Genomic DNA, 15676 nt, shown 5'->3' with positions numbered 1-15676 from the left:
GGCACCTGAACCCGATGCTGTTTACCGCTATAAAAATAAAACGGTGACTGTTATGACCCCTATGACTGCGCGTCTGAGCGCCATGATGTTCCTGCAATTCTTTATCTGGGGAGGCTGGTTCGTCACCCTGGGGACTTTTCTCTCCACCAGCCTGGGTGCCAGTGGCGGTCAGGTCGGGATGGCATTTTCCACACAATCCTGGGGCGCGATCATTGCGCCCTTTGTCATCGGCCTGATCGCCGACCGCTATTTCAACGCCGAACGTATTCTCGCCGTGCTGCACCTGTTGGGCGCGGTACTTTTGTACCAGCTGTATCGTGCGCCTGACTTCAGTCAGTTCTATCCCTATCTGCTGGCCTACATGATCATCTATATGCCGACCCTGGCACTGGTGAACTCGGTGGCCTTCCGGCAGATGAAAGACCCGGCTCTGGAGTTCGCCCGTATCCGTGTCTGGGGCACCATCGGCTGGATCGTGGCCGGGGTGGTGATCAGTTTTGTCTTCACCTGGGACTCCCAGGATGCAATCTCGTCCGGCGCTCTTCGCAGCACTTTCCTGATGTCATCCCTCGCTTCACTGGCGCTGGGGCTGTACAGCTTTACCCTGCCCGGTACGCCATCGCAGAAATCCACAGCGGGTCGTGAAGGTTTCAGGCAGTTGCTCGGGCTGGATGCTTTGGGCCTGTTGAAGGACCGCAGTTATCTGGTGTTCTTTGTCGCCTCGATCCTGATCTGCATTCCGCTGGCTTTCTATTACCAGAACGCCAACTCGTTTCTGGCAGAAATCGGTGTAGCCAACCCCACGGCGAAAATGGCGGTGGGCCAGGTTTCCGAAGTGGTGTTCATGCTGCTGTTGCCGCTTTTCATTCATCGCTTCGGTATCAAGGTTGCCTTGTTGGTCGGGATGCTGGCCTGGGCCTTGCGTTATCTCCTGTTCGCCTACGGCAATAATGGCGACCTGGCTTTCATGCTGTTCGCGGGCATTGCCTTGCATGGCATCTGTTATGACTTCTTCTTTGTATCGGGCCAGATCTATACCGACGCCAAGGCATCGGAGCGCTTCAGAAGTTCGGCACAGGGACTTATTACCCTGGCCACTTATGGCGTGGGCATGCTGATCGGTTTCTGGGTCGCGGGTCATGTCTCCGATTATTACGCAGGGCCCGAAGGCCACCTCTGGCGCAGCATCTGGTTATTCCCGGCGACCTTTTCACTGGGTGTCGTGCTGGTCTTTCTTCTGGCTTTTCGCGATGCGCGGCCGGCCGGTATCACGTTTTCCAAGTCCTGAATAAATCAATAGCCAAAGGAAGTTGCCATGGGTTTCATGAAGTCTGCCGTACTGTCCGCACTCTTTGTCTGGGTTGTCACGGGAGGAAGTGCCGCAATGGCTGCGCCGCCTTCGAGTGCAACCAGTCCGATTGCCCTGCAAATGTATACGTTGCGCAATGCCGGCACGCTTGAGCAACAACTGGCCATGGCAAAAAGTGCAGGTTTTCGCTCCCTTGAAGTCGTCGGCAACCAGGGCGTTACTGCCAATGAACTCAAGTTCCTGCTGGAGAAGTATCAGTTGAACGTCGTCTCTTCCCACGAACAACTGGCAACCCTGCGCAACAACCTCCCAGCCACCATTGCCTTTAACCAGACCATCGGCAACAAGGTTCTGGTACTGCCCTGGCTCGATCCGGCCGATCGTCCGACCGATGCCGCAGGCTGGCGCAAACTGGGTGGGGAACTGGATCGTCTGGGCGCCAGGTTGCGGGAGTACGGCATGAAGCTGGCTTACCATAACCATGACTTCGAAATGAAAAAGTATCAGGGCAAGACCGCTTTCGAGTGGCTGGTCAGTGCTACAAAGCCCGAGAACCTGTTGCTTGAAGTCGATGTGGCCTGGATTTACCGCGGCGGACATGACCCGGCCCGTTTCATCAGACAGTATGCCGGTCGACTGTTTGCCATTCATGCCAAGGACAACTCCGGCATCGGAGTACGTGACGATGAAATGAACTTCGCGCCTTTGGGAGAAGGCTTGTTGAGCTGGAAGGAAATCATTCCGGCTTATGAGCGAACTGACAGGCCTCTTTATATCGTCGAACACGACCTGCCCAAGGATCCGGTCGCCATCATCACCACCGCAAGACGTAATCTTCTGGCCGAACTAGCGGCCGAACGTGTTGCGGGCAAGTGAATGTATAAAGTTTGAAACAGTTGTTTGAGCGGGGCCTGTTGATTACAGGCCCTGTCGCAAAAGTACGTTGCTCTTCTCGAAAAAATGATTCCATTTAGCTCTCAAGAAGCCTTGCGAGCCGTCGATATGATAGGAGGTTGTCTGACAACCAGTTACAAAACTGCCTTCTAAATATAAGAGCCTCTCGCCATGAACTTACGCACATTAACTATCGCTCGCCGTGCGGGCCTGGGTTTTACCCTGATTTCCCTGCTGGTTGCGTTGTTGGGTTGGTTCTCGCTGGTGCAGATGTCTGCGATTCGCCAAAGCGAAATCGCGGTTGAAACCAATTGGCTGCCGAGCATGCGAGTGGTCAACGATATTCGCGAAATCATGCTGCGCATTCGCACGATTTCCCTGCGTATGGCTCTGGACACAGATACCAAGAATATTCCTACCTACCGCAGCCAGATGGACGTGCGTAATCAGGATCTGGCCAAGAAGCTCGACATACTCGACAAGTTTGTCGATACCCCGGAAGAGAAGACCCTGGCCGATCAATTCCGCGTCAGCCTGGGTGAATATCAGAAAGCTCTGGAGCGTTCATTCGTGCTGGCTGGCCAGGGCGACAGTGCCGGTTTGAACAAGCTGTTGCTGGTGGACATGAAAACCATCGTCGATGGCTCGGGCAAGCAACTGAGTGACATGGGCGAGTTCTACAATCAAAAGGTCGATGCCGAAGGCAAGGCCGCCGAAATCCAGTATGACCAGTCACGCAATATCGTGATTGCGTTTGTGCTCCTTGCAGCGCTGGGCACAATTGGCCTGGCTCTGTTGCTGACCCGCAGTATCGTCAGGCCTCTGGAAAGCGCTGTATCGGCTGCCGAGCATGTGGCCAAGGGTGATCTGACCCATGACATCGTGGTGGATGGCAGTGATGAGGTCACTCGCCTGTTGCGTGCGCTTGAGCAGATGAAAGACAACCTGCGCACCGCCATGCGCAATATCAGCAGCTCAGCCACCCAATTGGCATCTGCTGCGACTGAACTCAACTCGGTCACTGAAGACAGTTATCGCGGCCTGAACCAACAGAATGCCGAGATCGATCAGGCGGCCACAGCTGTCAATGAAATGACTTCGGCTGTTGAAGAAGTGGCGCGCAACGCGGTGTCCACCTCCGATGCTTCCAACCATTCCAGCGCCTCGGCCAAGGCCGGTCAGGCGCGTGTGAACGAGACCGTGCAGTCGATCCAGACCCTGACCACTAACGTACAGTCTACTTCGTCGCTGGTGCAGAACCTGGCTGATCAGTCTCAGGACATCGGCAAGGTGCTGGATGTCATTCGCTCGATTGCCGAGCAGACCAACCTGCTGGCGCTCAACGCCGCCATCGAGGCTGCGCGTGCCGGTGAGTCGGGCCGTGGTTTTGCGGTGGTGGCCGACGAGGTGCGGGCACTGGCCCATCGTACTCAGCAGTCGACTCTGGAAATCGACACCATGGTCAGCGCCATGCGCAATGGCTCCGCCCAGGCGCTTGAGTCGATGATGACCAGTCGTGACCGTGCCAATTCAACCTTGTCGCTTGCCCTGGGTGCGGGTGAGTCCCTGAGCGAAATCACTTCGTCCATCAACCAGATTTCCGAGCGTAACCTGGTCATCGCCAGCGCCGCCGAGGAACAGGCACAAGTGGCTCGTGAAGTGGACCGTAATATCGTCAATATCCGCGACCTGTCCATGCAATCCACCCAGGGTGCAAACCAGATCAGCGCCTCCAGCCATGAGCTGTCACGCCTGGCTGCCGACCTGAATCAGGTCGTGTCCAACTTCAAGGTCTGAAGCAGAACCTTTACAGGTCCGCTTGCCGCTGACCGGCCGTGGCGCGCATGATTGCCCACGGTCGGAAAGACCACCGGTAAATTTCTTATCGTTGGAGGCGGCATCGCGTCATGGACAATAACAACTACAACTTCAGCAGTTGGCTGCTTTCGCAACGTCATCATCAATGGCTGGCGCAGGAAGGTACTCGCCTGCTGACCTTCGCCAAGGCCTCGAAGCTGGAAAACGGCTTCGGCAGCCTCGACGGCTATGGCCGTCTCATGGTCGGTGCCACGGCTCAGACCATGAACACCGCCCGCATGACCCACAGTTTTGCCATGGCCCACGCTCAGGGCATTCCCGGCTGCGCCGCGCTGGTGGATCACGGGATTGCAGCCCTCAGCGGCCCGTTGCGTGACGCCGAGCACGGTGGCTGGTTCAGTGCAGCGCTGGAGGAGGGTGGCAAGACCGACAAGCAGGCCTATCTGCATGCCTTTGTCGCCCTGGCTGCCAGCTCGGCGGTGGTGGCCGGACGAGAGGGTGCCCAGGCGCTGCTGTCCGATTCGATACAGATCATCAAGACCCGTTTCTGGAGCGAGGAAGAGGGCGCCATGCGCGAGTCCTTCGCTCGAGACTGGCAGGGCGAAGAAGCTTATCGCGGTGCCAACAGCAATATGCACAGCACCGAGGCTTTCCTGGCCCTGGCGGATGTTACCGGCGACGCGCAATGGCTTGACCGGGCGCTGAGTATCGTCGAACGGATCATCCATGGGCATGCCGCGGCCAATGACTTCCAGGTTGTCGAGCATTTCAGCCAGTCCTGGCAGCCTTTACCCGACTACAACCGCGAAAACCCCGCAGACGGTTTCCGGCCTTTCGGCACCACGCCGGGGCATGCTTTCGAGTGGGCGCGTCTGGTTCTGCATCTGGAGGCCGCCCTCAAGCGCGCAGGCCGTCCGACGCCTGAGTGGTTGCTGAACGATGCCCGTCAGTTGTTTGCCAATGCCTGCCGCCATGGCTGGAATGTCGATGGCGCGCCAGGCATTGTCTACACCCTCGACTGGGAGAATCGCCCGGTGGTGCGCCATCGTCTGCACTGGACCCATTGCGAAGCGGCGGCCGCAGCGGCTGCATTGCTGCAACGCACGGGCGAAAAACAGTATGAGGACTGGTATCGCTGCTTCTGGGAGTTCAACGAAACCCTGTTTATCGACCATGAACACGGTAGCTGGCGTCACGAACTCAACGAGCAGAATGTACCCAGCGCGGATATCTGGCCGGGCAAGCCGGACCTGTATCACGCCTATCAGGCCACTCTGCTGCCGGTATTGCCGCTGGCGCCAAGCCTGGCCAGTGCCTTGGCGGGCATGGCCTGACGGGAGTCAATGTGCCGGTATCCGCTTGTCGGTCAGGCGGATGATCTGCCGGGCCAGGAAGCTGCCGGTCAGGATCACGCCGAACAGACGCAGGGTCTGCATCGCCAGCACGAAACCGACGTCGGCATGGGTGTCGATGGCAATGATCGCCATCGCATCCAGGCCGCCGGGGCTGGTGGCCAGGTAGACCGAGAGGTAATCCTTGTCCAGCATCACGGCAATCAGCCAGGCTGAAAGGGCGCACAACACGATCAGCAGCATCGAGGCGAAGATCATCATCGGCAGGCGTCGCCAGACGTAGCTGATGGTTTCACGGTCAAAGCGCAGGCCGATGTAGCAGCCTATGGCGCCATACCCCATGGCCAGCATCCAGGTGGGGATGGTGATTTGCAGCAGGCCACTCAATTGCAGAGCACCGCCGATTACCAGCGGCACCAGCAAGGCACCGGCAGGCATTCGCGCGCCCAGCAGCACACCGAATACGATGACCCCCAGGCTCAGGCCGAAGTCCAGCAGGTTCATGCCTTGCAGCGCCACTTCACTGCTGTGCAGGTCTGCGCCGCTGTCGGGAGCGCCCATGAAGCGGCTGACCAGCGAGCCGACCACCACCACACACACGACACGCACATATTGCATGGTGGCGACCACTCGGGAGTCGGCGCCGTAGTCTTCGGACATGGCCACCATCGCTGATGCCGCGCCCGGCGAGGTGCCCCAGGCTGCCGTGTTGCTGGGGATGCCGGCAAAGCGCACCAGCACCAGCCCGACCAGCGCACTGAGCAGCACAGTCAGGATCGTGGCGAACAACATGACATGCCAGGACTGGATGGCGGTCATCAGCACACCGATGGTCATGGCGTGGGCGATCAGCACGCCTACCGTGCCCTGGCCCAGCTGGAAAAGCTTTTTATTCATGCGGATGGTCGCACCCGATACACCGAAACCGATGGCGACCAGCATCGGGCCAAGGAACAGCGCCGCAGGAACGTTCAGGTACTTGAGAAATTGCCCGAAGGTGCCTGCAACCAGCAGCAGGCTTGCCCATTGGGCCAGAGGAGGCAGCGTGGATAGCGACAGACTTGAAGCACGTGGCAAGGAGGTTCTCCCAGACTTTGGCTGCCGATCAGGACCTGACCGGTCGTATAAAGTATCGACACTTCAATCGATCAAGTCTATTTTCTAATAATCATGAATTGATAACTTTGGTTGATGGATATGGACCTGCGGGACCTCACTTATTTCGAAACCATCGCTGAACTGGGTCATCTGGGACGCGCAGCCGAAAAGCTCAATCGCAGCCAGCCGGCACTGACCAAAAGCATTCAGCGTCTGGAAGAGTCTTTTGGTACACGTCTGTTCCAGCGTGACGGGCGACGCATCAAGCTGACCCCGGTGGGCGAACTGCTTCAGGCCCGGGGCAGGGAGTTGCAGCAGAGCATTGCCCAGACCCAGCGGGAGGTCCGGGATTTCGCCAGTGGCATGGTGGGCAATATCCGCGTGGGTTGCGCGGCCACGATGGCGGAATACCTGATGCCCAAGCTGACTTCGGCCTTGTTGCAACGCGCGCCGGACGTGACCTTGAAGCTGGTGGTCGGACAGGACGACTTGCTTGGCGAATCACTGCGTTCCGGGCAACTGGACATGATTATCTGCTCGCTGATTCCTGACGATGACCAGGTTGTCAGCTACCCCATTCTCAAGGACGAAGCGGTGGTCATAGCCAGCAAGCAGCATCCGATTTTCAAGGCGCCGCTGCAGATGAGCGACTTGAATGCCTATCGCTGGGTGTTACCGCCCACAGGTGTGTCTTCACGTAAATGGCTGGATGCGACCTTTGCCGCCCATGGTTTGCCGCTGCCCGTGGTGCAGATCGAGGCGAACTCCATTTCCCTGCTGCCGGGGCTGATTGCCCAGAGCAACCTGCTGAGCTTTATCGCCAGGGAGTCACTGGAGTTTGGCAAGAACATGCAGCATCTTCGCGAAGTGCCTCTGGAGCAGACCACGATGAAACGCACCATTGGCGTGACACTGCGCAGCAGTGGTTACCTGTCACCGGCCGCCCAGAAAATGCTGCAGATGTTGCGTGACAACGGTGGCGAATTTGTAGGCTGGACCTGAGGTTTTGCGCTTTTATCCGCGGCTGCGATAGCCTGTGGTCATGCAGATGCGTAGGACGTATCTGATTTCATGAGAAAAACAGGAGCTAGGCATCCATGCAGACATCTTCATTCGCAACAGACTTTTCTCGATTTGCCACTCCGGTACAGCATTTTGGCGGTGACCAGTCGCCTTTGAACGATGCCGATGCCGATGAAGACAATGATCCGGAAGGCTATCTGGACCTGGATATCCTTGGTCTGGATGATTTTGTCGATGCCGACAAGCTTGACCCGACCATTACCGGTGATATCGGGTCATCGACATTGGGGTGAGCCCCAACTCCAGCCCGCGTAGGAGCTAATTTATTCGCGAGAGGCCGCGACATCCGGTACATATTCATCATCTGGAATGCCTCTTCGCGAATAAGCGGATCGCTGCCCGGTTGCTCCTACTTTGAGGTCAGATACCGGGCCAATGCTTCGATCCCCGACTCGGCACTCGGGCTGCTTCCCGCCCAGGTGCAGGCCAGCATCAGGTTGCGGGGCAGGTTGAAGTCTTCCACGATGAAACCCTGGCTGTCGAAACCGTTTTCATCATGAGGCACCAGTTCGCGTAACGAGGCGACGGGCTCGAAATATCCCCACACCGGTTTGTTCAGCGCCACCGCCATGCCAACCTCGAACGCGGTGCCTGAGTCGGGTTCCAGGCCGCGAAAGACATTGAGGTTGGCCAGCACCGCCGTGCAACGCTGGATCATTGCGATGTTCATCGTGCAGATCAATTGCGCTGTGTCGTGAGCAGACAACCCGGACGGCACTTCATTGTCGAACGGGTACAACCCTTCCAGACCCTGGGCTGCACACAGGTTCTTGAGGTATTGACCATATTCGACGGCGTCCTGGCGGAACACATCAAAACCTGCGAGGTAAACCAGCGGCGCTTGCATATCCGCTCCTTGCCAAAAAGGGCGATCTTACGGCCCGCAGGCCCTTTTGCGAAATGCACCATTTATCGGGCGACCTGAAAACCGATGGATTCATGGCTGGAATCTGTACGGATAACCAGTATCCTTGGCCGCCTGTCTCTGCCGTATGTGACCGTATCCTTGAGCACTCCACCTCTCGACAATCCGTTTTATTACCTGGAAAACTTCCGTCAGGTCCTGGCCTGGATCGTTCAGCGTTACGACGATCTGCTGGATGAGCACGAGCGCCGGTTTATCAGTGATTTTTCCGGGTTGCCGACGCCTGCCCAAGGGTTGCTGGTGCGTATGGTCATGCGCAAGGGCACGCTGTTCCGGGCCAGCAAGCTCGATTACGACGAAATTGGCGATACCCGCGAAGCGGCGCTGCCATTGCTGGCGCATGGCTTGATCGACGCACGTCCGCGGCTTGATCTGGAAGCGTTGTTTCAATTGCTGCGCAAGGACGAACTGAGCCAGTGTTTCAAGGCCCATGCGGTAAAAGGGCCGGAGCGCAAGCCGCAGTGGCTTGAGCGGCTGCAATCGGTCTATGAAGTCGCCCAGCCTCTGGATCAGTGGCACCCCGACCTGGACGATCAGGTATTCGAGCTGAAGGTGATGCCGCTGTGTGATCGCCTGCGCCTTCTGTATTTCGGCAATCTGTATCAGGAGTGGTCGGAGTTCGTGCTGGCGGATCTGGGCATCTTTCGCTATGAGAAAGTCGAATTTTCCCCGGATTCACGGGCCATCAGCGAACGGGTGGACATAGACGTCTGCCTGCAATTGCATGCCTGCCGGGAAGCCATGGAGCAGGGCATCGAGCTGGCGTTGCTGGCCGAACAGGCGATGGCCATCGAAACACGCAATCCGTGGCTGCAAAGGCGCTGTGCCAAACTGCTGTTCCATATCGGGCAGCAGGCCGAGCGCTTGAAGGAATGGCCGCTGGCACTGGAGGTCTATCGCCAGTGCAATTATCCCGGTGCGCGTTCGCGGCAGATCCGGGTTCTGGAACTCAGTGCCGAATATGCCCAGGCCATGGCGCTGCTGGAGCAGGTCAGGGCCGTGCCACAGAACGATGCCGAGCTTCAGCATCTGCAACGCATTCTGCCGCGTTTACAGCGCAAGCTGGGTCTGGCGGTCGAGAAGCGTGCGGCCGCTCGCAGCGTGTCACGCCTGGATCTGAGCGTTGTGCCGGTGCCGGGTCTGAGTGTCGAGTTCCTCACCCGCGAGCATCTGGCAGAAGAGGGCAGCGAGGTGCATTACGTCGAGAATGCGCTGATCAACTCACTGTTCGGCCTGCTGTGCTGGAAGGCTATTTTCGCACCGCTGCCGGGAGCGTTTTTCCATCCCTTCCATAGCGCCCCCAGCGATCTTCTCAGCCCGGATTTCTACCAACGCCGTGCCGCATTGTTCGATGAATGCCTGGCCCAGTTGGAAAGTGGTACCTATCAGGCGACGATTCGTGAGCACTTCCAGAGCAAGTCCGGCCTGCAGTCGCCCTTCGTGTTCTGGAGCGTCCTGACCCCCGAGTTGCTTGAGCAGGCTCTGCATTGTTTGCCTGCCGAGCACCTTGGCCACTGGTTTCGCCGCTTGCTGCAAGACATCAAGGCCAATCGCACCGGCATGCCTGACCTGATTCAGTTTTTCCCCGAACAGCGTCGTTATCGCATGATCGAGGTCAAGGGACCTGGCGACCGGCTACAGGACAACCAACTGCGCTGGCTGGATTTCTGTGCCGAGCATGGCATGCCTGTAGAAGTCTGTTACGTGCAGTGGGCACCCGATCAACTGGACTGATCTCAGTGATCCGAGGGTTTTTTATCATTGGCGGTACTGCTGTCGTTATCGCCGTTCGAGCCCTGAGTGCTGTCGCTGCCCATCCCGTTGGTTTGCTCCGGGTCCGGGACCCTGCCGTCCGCTTCGGGGCTGCTGCCGTCGGTGTTGTCTTCCTGATCGCTTTTCAGCTCCATGGCCGGGCTGTCCGGGTCATTGCCTTCTGGATGGGTAGGGCCGGTCGATCCTGCCCATGTACCTGCGCTCATACCTGCCAGTAAGGCCGCAAGGCCCCAAGCCGCTATTCGGTTGCCGATCATGATGTGAGTCTCCAATGTTGGGTCGTTACCTGTCATTGGTCTGGACTGGGAAAAGATAGGTGCGATGCTTCCGACCGGCGGAGTCTTCAAGACCTTGTTGCTATAAAAAGTCATCTCCAGCCTGACATTGGTTCTAAAAAGACGCGCTTTCTTACAATTTAAAAACAGAGATGGCTCTGCGCCATCTTGATGGGGTGGCAGATTGATATTTTTCGGGATTCAGGAGGAAACCCCTGTAAATACGGGGCTTTACCGGTTTTTTATGGTGGGCGGGCGTAGGAGATCGACTACAAAAAACGCTCATTTCTGACACGAGTCGACGGACTGTCATTAAACAGCAACATTTCAGGTTTTAAATCCGCCTCGGGCCTCCTTAAGTGGACCACCACACTTTCTCCTGGACTGAGGTATTACCGTGATACTGCTGACTAAAAAACGCTTGTCGCTTCTGATCGCTTCGCTGTGCCTGAGCGGTGCTGCCCACGCGACTGATGTTACTGGCGCTGGTTCGAGTTTCGTTTTCCCGGTTATTTCAAAGTGGTCCCAGGACTACAGCAAGAATTCTCCAAACCGCATCAACTATCAGTCGATCGGTTCGGGCGGCGGTATTGCCCAGATCAAGGCAGCAACCGTTGACTTCGGCGCATCCGATGCCCCGATGTCGGCAGAAGACCTGCAGGCCGCTGGCCTGGGTCAATTCCCTAGCGTGATCGGTGGCATCGTGCCAATCGTCAACGTTGAAGGCATCGAAAGCGGCAAGCTGAAGCTGGATGGCGAGACACTGGCCAAGATCTTCATGGGCACCGTGAAGACCTGGGACGACGAGGCCATCAAGGCCCTCAACCCTGGCGTGACTCTGCCTAAAACCAACATCACTGTTGTTCACCGTTCCGACGGTTCGGGCACTTCCTACAACTTCACCAACTACCTGAGCAAAGTCAGCCCGGAGTGGAATGAGAAGTTGCAGTTCGGTTCCACCGTCAAATGGCCAGTGGGTGTGGGTGGCAAGGGTAACGAAGGTGTTTCTGCCTACGTCAAGCAGATCAAGGGTTCCATCGGCTACGTAGAGTACTCCTACGCGGCAACCAACAAACTGTCTTACACCCAGCTGAAAAACGCGGCTGGCAAGTTTGTAACCCCGACTTCCAAGACCTTCGCCGCTGCGGCTGACACTGCCGACTGGGCAAGCGCCAAGGATTTCGGTCTGATCATGACCAACGCTCCGGGCGACGAAGCATGGCCGATCACCGCCACCACCTGGATCATCATGTACAAGAAGGCCAAGAACGAAGAGCGAAGTGCAGCCACTTTCGACTTCTTCAAGTGGTCTCTGGAAAATGGCCAGAAGCAGGCCGAAGAACTGGATTACGTCGCTCTGCCGAAATCGCTGGTTGAGCGTGTAGAAGGCTACTGGAAAACCGAATTCACCAAGTAAGTGATTCAAGCCTGTAGCTCACCCCTGTCATCAACCGCGATATCGGTTCGGTGACGGGGGCTTTTTCTTGCGAGTGGACTCAACATGACTGAAAACACCCAATACCTGTCCGCGAACGTCTCAGACATCGACTCCGAAGGCGAAAAGCGCGCCAAGCGGGATCATCGACATGACGCCTGGTTCAGGCGTTCGCTGCAAGGCGCCGCCATGCTGGTGCTGGCATTGCTGGGATGTATTGCCCTGTCGACCCTGTGGGGCGGAAGTCTGGCATTCGAGACCTTTGGTTTTGGTTTTCTGACCAGTTCCGAATGGGACGTGAACAACGGCAAGTTTGGTGCCCTGGTTCCGATCTACGGTACGCTGGTGACATCTTTTCTGGCTTTGCTGATCGCCGTTCCGGTGAGTTTCGGCATCGCCATCTTCCTGACGGAAGTCGCGCCGCCCTGGTTGAGGATGCCCATTGCCTCGGCCATCGAGCTGCTGGCCGGCATTCCTTCGATCATCTACGGCATGTGGGGGCTGTTCGTATTCGGCCCGTTCATGGCTGAACACCTGTCGCCGTGGATCAATGAAAACCTGGGTGGCCTGCCCATTATCGGCAGCCTGTTCCAGGGCCCGCCGCTAGGTATCGGCATGCTGACCGCAGGTATCGTCCTGGCGATCATGATCACGCCGTTCATTACTTCGGTGATGCAGGAAGTTTTCCGTACCGTTCCTACGACCCTTAAAGAGTCTGCCTACGCCTTGGGCGGCACGACCTGGGAAGTGGTCTGGGACATCGTTCTGCCTTACACCCGCTCGGCGGTGGTTGGCGGTGTGTTCCTGGGGCTGGGTCGTGCTTTGGGTGAAACCATGGCAGTGACCTTCGTTCTGGGTAACGCCCACCAGTTCTCCGCATCCCTGATGATGCCGAGCAGCTCCATTGCATCGGTCATCGCCAACGAGTTCAACGAGGCCTACACCGACCTGCACCGTTCGGCGCTGATCGCACTGGGCTTCCTGCTGTTTGTGGTTACTTTCATCGTGCTTGCCCTTGCACGTCTGATGTTGTCGCGTCTTTCGCGTAAGGAGGGGTTATGAGTAAGGACGTAACCGGTAGCGAGCGCCTGTACCGGGTTCGTGATATCAAGAACAAGATCGCAATGGTGCTCAGCTGCGGCGCCACTGCATTCGGTCTGTTGTGGCTGGTATGGATTCTGCTGACCACCATCATCAAGGGCATTGATGCCCTGAACCTGCAACTGTTCTCCGGCATGACCCCGCCGCCGGGTGTCGAAGGCGGTCTGGCCAACGCGTTCTACGGCAGCCTCCTGATGTCCGGTATCGGTCTGTTGATCGGTACGCCAATCGGCCTGATGGCCGGTATCTGGCTGGCCGAGTTCGCCCGCTACTCCAAGCTGGGCAACGCAGTGCGTTTCATCAACGACATTCTGCTGTCGGCGCCGTCGATTGTGCTGGGTCTGTTCGTGTACACCGTGGTCGTGCTGCCGCTCAACCAGCTCACAGGCCAACAGGTCGGTTTCTCGGCGATTGCCGGTGCCCTGGCCCTGGCATTGCTGGTGATCCCGGTGGTGGTGCGTACTACCGATGAAATGATGCAACTGCAACCTTCGACCATGCGCGAAGCCGCATTGGCCCTGGGTGTGCCGCAATGGAAGCTGACCCTGCAAATCGTCCTGCGTGCCGCCAAGGCGGGCGTGGTGACAGGTGTTCTGCTGGCGCTGGCACGTATCACCGGCGAAACCGCGCCGCTGCTGTTCACCGCTTTCGGCAACCAGTTCTGGAGCAGCGACCTGCTCAAGCCAATCGCCAGCGTTCCGGTGGTTGTCTTCCAGTACGCCATGAGCCCGTTTGAAGACTGGCACTCCCTGGCATGGGCCGGTGCATTGGTCATGACGCTCTTCGTACTGATACTGAGTCTGCTTTCTCGCTTAATTCTTCTGCGCAATAGGGCGTCCTGATGAACAACCTTTCCCTTGCCAACGAAAAAACCAAGATTCAAGTGCGCGGTCTGGAGTTTTTCTACAACGACCAGAAGTCACTGAAATCCATCGACATGATGATCCCTGAAAAGCGCATCACGTCGATCATCGGCCCGTCCGGCTGCGGCAAGTCCACCCTGCTGCGCGTGTTCAACCGTATCTACTCGATGTACCCGAAACAGGAAGCGCGCGGCGAAGTGCTGCTCAATGGCGAAAACATCCTGGCGCCGGGTTACTCGATGAACCGTCTGCGCAGTCAGGTGGGCATGGTGTTCCAGAAGCCGGTGCCGTTCCCGATGTCGATCTTCGAGAACATTGCCTACGCTATCCGTCACCACGAAAAGCTGTCGCGTCGTGAAATGGAAGACCGCGTCGAGCAGGCCCTGCGTGGCGCCGCTTTGTGGGATGAAGTGAAGGACAAGCTCAAGAACAGCGCCACCAGCCTGTCCGGTGGTCAGCAACAGCGTCTGTGTATCGCGCGTACCATCGCACTGCGTCCTCAGGTCCTGCTGCTCGATGAGCCGACTTCGGCACTGGACCCGATCTCCACTGGCCGTATCGAGCAGTTGATCACCGAACTGAAAGAGCAGTTCACCGTGATCATCGTGACCCACAACATGCAACAGGCGGCCCGTTGCTCGGACTACACGGCGTTCATGTTCATGGGTGAACTGATCGAACACGGCGATACCGACACCATCTTCACCAAGCCTTCCAAGACCCAGACCGAAGACTACATCACCGGTCGCTTTGGCTGATGCCCTCCAGGGCGGGCACCGCCTGGTGCTCGCCCATGAATTCCTCGATCCGGCTGCGCAGCCAGCGTTCTGCCGGATCGCTGTCCATAACGCTCAACCATGTCATCGACAGATCCAGCCCCGGCGTACTGAACGGCAAGGGCTCATCGTGCAATAACCCTAACGCACTCATTGCACTGGCCGTGAAGTCTGACAGACCGGCGATCAGGTCGGTCCCGGCCATCAGCGCGGGCAGGGTGGTGAAGCGCGGCACGGACAGCACCACCTTTCGCTTGCGTCCCAGCGCCGTCAGCCACTCATCGGCAAAGCTGCTGACGTTCGCTGCATGGGACACCACCACATGAGGCCGTGAACAGTATTCATCCAGCGTCATGGGTGTCGACGACTTGTCGGCCCTTACAACCCGCGGCTGTACATTGCGCAATGGCTTGCGCTTGGCATTGGCTGGCAGGTCGCGGGTCAGGCAGACGCCTACGGTAATCTCGCCGGACATCAGCACTTCCGAGATATTCAGGTAATCGACGTGCTTGACCACCAGCACCACGCCCGGTGCTTCCTTGCGTACCGCCTTGAGCAAGGCGGGGAGCAAGCCGAATTCCACATCGTCCGACATGCCAATGCGAAAGGTCATGGTGCTGACCGACGGATCGAAGTCGCTGGCCAGGCTGAGCGCCATGGACATGGCATCCAGTGCCGGGGTCAGGTGCCTGAGAATTTCATGGGCGCGGGCGGTGGGTTCCATGCGATGACCGACCCGGATGAACAGCGGGTCGTTGAGCAGGCTGCGTAACCGATTGAGTGCAGCACTGATGGTCGGCTGGCCGAGAAACAGTTTTTCGGCAGTGCGCGTCACATTGCGCTCCAGCATCAATGTCTCGAAAACCACCATCAGGTTGATGTCTGCCTTGCGCAGTTCATTGCGATTCATCGTTATTCCTTTGCTCCATGCCAGGCCGTACTTCGAAAGGATGGCGACAGTCTATCTGACTCGG

15 protein-coding genes are annotated in these 15676 nt (G+C 57.7%); 11 read left to right on the top strand and 4 right to left on the bottom strand.

The window, feature by feature from the left end:
* The first annotated feature begins 52 nt into the window (after nt 1-52).
* The 4 genes from CKW23_RS12740 to CKW23_RS12725 all read left to right on the top strand — a co-directional run bounded on the left by CKW23_RS12740 (nt 53) and on the right by CKW23_RS12725 (nt 5355).
* The gene (locus CKW23_RS12740) at nt 53-1288 is read left to right on the top strand and encodes an MFS transporter (RefSeq protein WP_025259622.1); all 1236 of its coding nucleotides are present in this window, start codon (nt 53-55) and stop codon (nt 1286-1288) included.
* 27 nt (nt 1289-1315) lie between these two features.
* The gene (locus CKW23_RS12735; RefSeq protein WP_025259623.1) at nt 1316-2185 is read left to right on the top strand and encodes a sugar phosphate isomerase/epimerase; all 870 of its coding nucleotides are present in this window, start codon (nt 1316-1318) and stop codon (nt 2183-2185) included.
* A gap of 189 nt (nt 2186-2374) precedes the next feature.
* A complete protein-coding gene (locus tag CKW23_RS12730; RefSeq protein WP_025259624.1) occupies nt 2375-4000 on the top strand; it encodes a methyl-accepting chemotaxis protein in 1626 nt (541 codons plus the stop codon).
* 110 nt (nt 4001-4110) lie between these two features.
* A complete protein-coding gene (locus CKW23_RS12725) occupies nt 4111-5355 on the top strand; it encodes an AGE family epimerase/isomerase (protein ID WP_095067670.1) in 1245 nt (414 codons plus the stop codon).
* 6 nt (nt 5356-5361) lie between these two features.
* On the opposite strand, the gene CKW23_RS12720 is transcribed toward CKW23_RS12725, so the two are convergent.
* Nucleotides 5362-6450 (bottom strand): AbrB family transcriptional regulator, encoded by a 1089-nt coding sequence (locus CKW23_RS12720; RefSeq protein WP_025259626.1) that lies wholly within the window; start codon nt 6448-6450, stop codon nt 5362-5364.
* 120 nt (nt 6451-6570) lie between these two features.
* On the opposite strand from CKW23_RS12720, the gene CKW23_RS12715 reads away from it, so the two are divergent.
* Nucleotides 6571-7473: a LysR family transcriptional regulator gene (locus CKW23_RS12715; protein ID WP_095067715.1), complete on the top strand. Its 903-nt coding sequence runs from the start codon at nt 6571-6573 to the stop codon at nt 7471-7473.
* Nucleotides 7474-7568: 95 nt separating this feature from the next.
* A complete protein-coding gene (locus CKW23_RS12710; RefSeq protein WP_025259628.1) occupies nt 7569-7787 on the top strand; it encodes a hypothetical protein in 219 nt (72 codons plus the stop codon).
* Nucleotides 7788-7903: 116 nt separating this feature from the next.
* On the opposite strand, the gene CKW23_RS12705 is transcribed toward CKW23_RS12710, so the two are convergent.
* The gene (locus tag CKW23_RS12705) at nt 7904-8401 is read right to left on the bottom strand and encodes a nucleoside 2-deoxyribosyltransferase (protein ID WP_025259629.1); all 498 of its coding nucleotides are present in this window, start codon (nt 8399-8401) and stop codon (nt 7904-7906) included.
* 159 nt (nt 8402-8560) lie between these two features.
* Between CKW23_RS12705 and CKW23_RS12700 the strand changes: the two genes are divergently transcribed.
* Nucleotides 8561-10213, top strand: a complete 1653-nt coding sequence (locus CKW23_RS12700) for a VRR-NUC domain-containing protein (protein WP_051427768.1) — start codon at nt 8561-8563, stop codon at nt 10211-10213.
* A 2-nt stretch (nt 10214-10215) separates the two neighbouring features.
* Here the strand turns inward: CKW23_RS12700 and CKW23_RS12695 are convergent, their stop codons facing one another.
* The gene (locus CKW23_RS12695; protein WP_025259630.1) at nt 10216-10509 is read right to left on the bottom strand and encodes a hypothetical protein; all 294 of its coding nucleotides are present in this window, start codon (nt 10507-10509) and stop codon (nt 10216-10218) included.
* Nucleotides 10510-10924: 415 nt separating this feature from the next.
* Between CKW23_RS12695 and pstS the strand changes: the two genes are divergently transcribed.
* The 4 genes from pstS (at nt 10925) to pstB (ending at nt 14684) form a co-directional block, all read left to right on the top strand.
* Entirely contained in the window at nt 10925-11944 is a 1020-nt protein-coding gene (pstS, locus tag CKW23_RS12690) for a phosphate ABC transporter substrate-binding protein PstS (protein ID WP_025259631.1), read from the top strand.
* Nucleotides 11945-12028: 84 nt separating this feature from the next.
* Nucleotides 12029-13024 carry a phosphate ABC transporter permease subunit PstC gene (pstC, locus tag CKW23_RS12685; protein WP_025259632.1) on the top strand — a complete coding sequence of 332 codons (996 nt, stop codon included), beginning with the start codon at nt 12029-12031 and terminating at the stop codon, nt 13022-13024.
* The gene (gene pstA, locus CKW23_RS12680) at nt 13021-13905 is read left to right on the top strand and encodes a phosphate ABC transporter permease PstA (protein WP_025259633.1); all 885 of its coding nucleotides are present in this window, start codon (nt 13021-13023) and stop codon (nt 13903-13905) included. The genes pstC and pstA overlap by 4 nt, the downstream gene beginning before the upstream one ends.
* Nucleotides 13905-14684, top strand: a complete 780-nt coding sequence (pstB, locus tag CKW23_RS12675) for a phosphate ABC transporter ATP-binding protein PstB (protein ID WP_025259634.1) — start codon at nt 13905-13907, stop codon at nt 14682-14684. The genes pstA and pstB overlap by 1 nt, the downstream gene beginning before the upstream one ends.
* Here pstB and CKW23_RS12670 read toward each other — a convergent pair.
* The gene (locus CKW23_RS12670; RefSeq protein ID WP_025259635.1) at nt 14665-15612 is read right to left on the bottom strand and encodes a LysR family transcriptional regulator; all 948 of its coding nucleotides are present in this window, start codon (nt 15610-15612) and stop codon (nt 14665-14667) included. The genes pstB and CKW23_RS12670 overlap by 20 nt on opposite strands.
* Nucleotides 15613-15676: the final 64 nt, after the last annotated feature.

Source organism: Pseudomonas sp. Irchel 3A18 (genome assembly GCF_900187465.1).
Classification (GTDB): Bacteria; Pseudomonadota; Gammaproteobacteria; order Pseudomonadales; family Pseudomonadaceae; genus Aquipseudomonas; species Aquipseudomonas cichorii.
Note: the sequence above shows the minus strand (reverse complement) of the source record. Positions and strands in the feature narration are given on the sequence as shown.

Coding starts and splice junctions, on each gene's coding strand:
- CKW23_RS12740 (WP_025259622.1), top strand. CDS start 53: ATGACCCCTATGACTGCGCGTCTGAGCGCCATGATGTTCCTGCAATTC.
- CKW23_RS12735 (WP_025259623.1), top strand. CDS start 1,316: ATGGGTTTCATGAAGTCTGCCGTACTGTCCGCACTCTTTGTCTGGGTT.
- CKW23_RS12730 (WP_025259624.1), top strand. CDS start 2,375: ATGAACTTACGCACATTAACTATCGCTCGCCGTGCGGGCCTGGGTTTT.
- CKW23_RS12725 (WP_095067670.1), top strand. CDS start 4,111: ATGGACAATAACAACTACAACTTCAGCAGTTGGCTGCTTTCGCAACGT.
- CKW23_RS12715 (WP_095067715.1), top strand. CDS start 6,571: ATGGACCTGCGGGACCTCACTTATTTCGAAACCATCGCTGAACTGGGT.
- CKW23_RS12710 (WP_025259628.1), top strand. CDS start 7,569: ATGCAGACATCTTCATTCGCAACAGACTTTTCTCGATTTGCCACTCCG.
- CKW23_RS12705 (WP_025259629.1), bottom strand. CDS start 8,401: ATGCAAGCGCCGCTGGTTTACCTCGCAGGTTTTGATGTGTTCCGCCAG.
- CKW23_RS12695 (WP_025259630.1), bottom strand. CDS start 10,509: ATGATCGGCAACCGAATAGCGGCTTGGGGCCTTGCGGCCTTACTGGCA.
- pstC (WP_025259632.1), top strand. CDS start 12,029: ATGACTGAAAACACCCAATACCTGTCCGCGAACGTCTCAGACATCGAC.
- pstA (WP_025259633.1), top strand. CDS start 13,021: ATGAGTAAGGACGTAACCGGTAGCGAGCGCCTGTACCGGGTTCGTGAT.
- pstB (WP_025259634.1), top strand. CDS start 13,905: ATGAACAACCTTTCCCTTGCCAACGAAAAAACCAAGATTCAAGTGCGC.
- CKW23_RS12670 (WP_025259635.1), bottom strand. CDS start 15,612: ATGAATCGCAATGAACTGCGCAAGGCAGACATCAACCTGATGGTGGTT.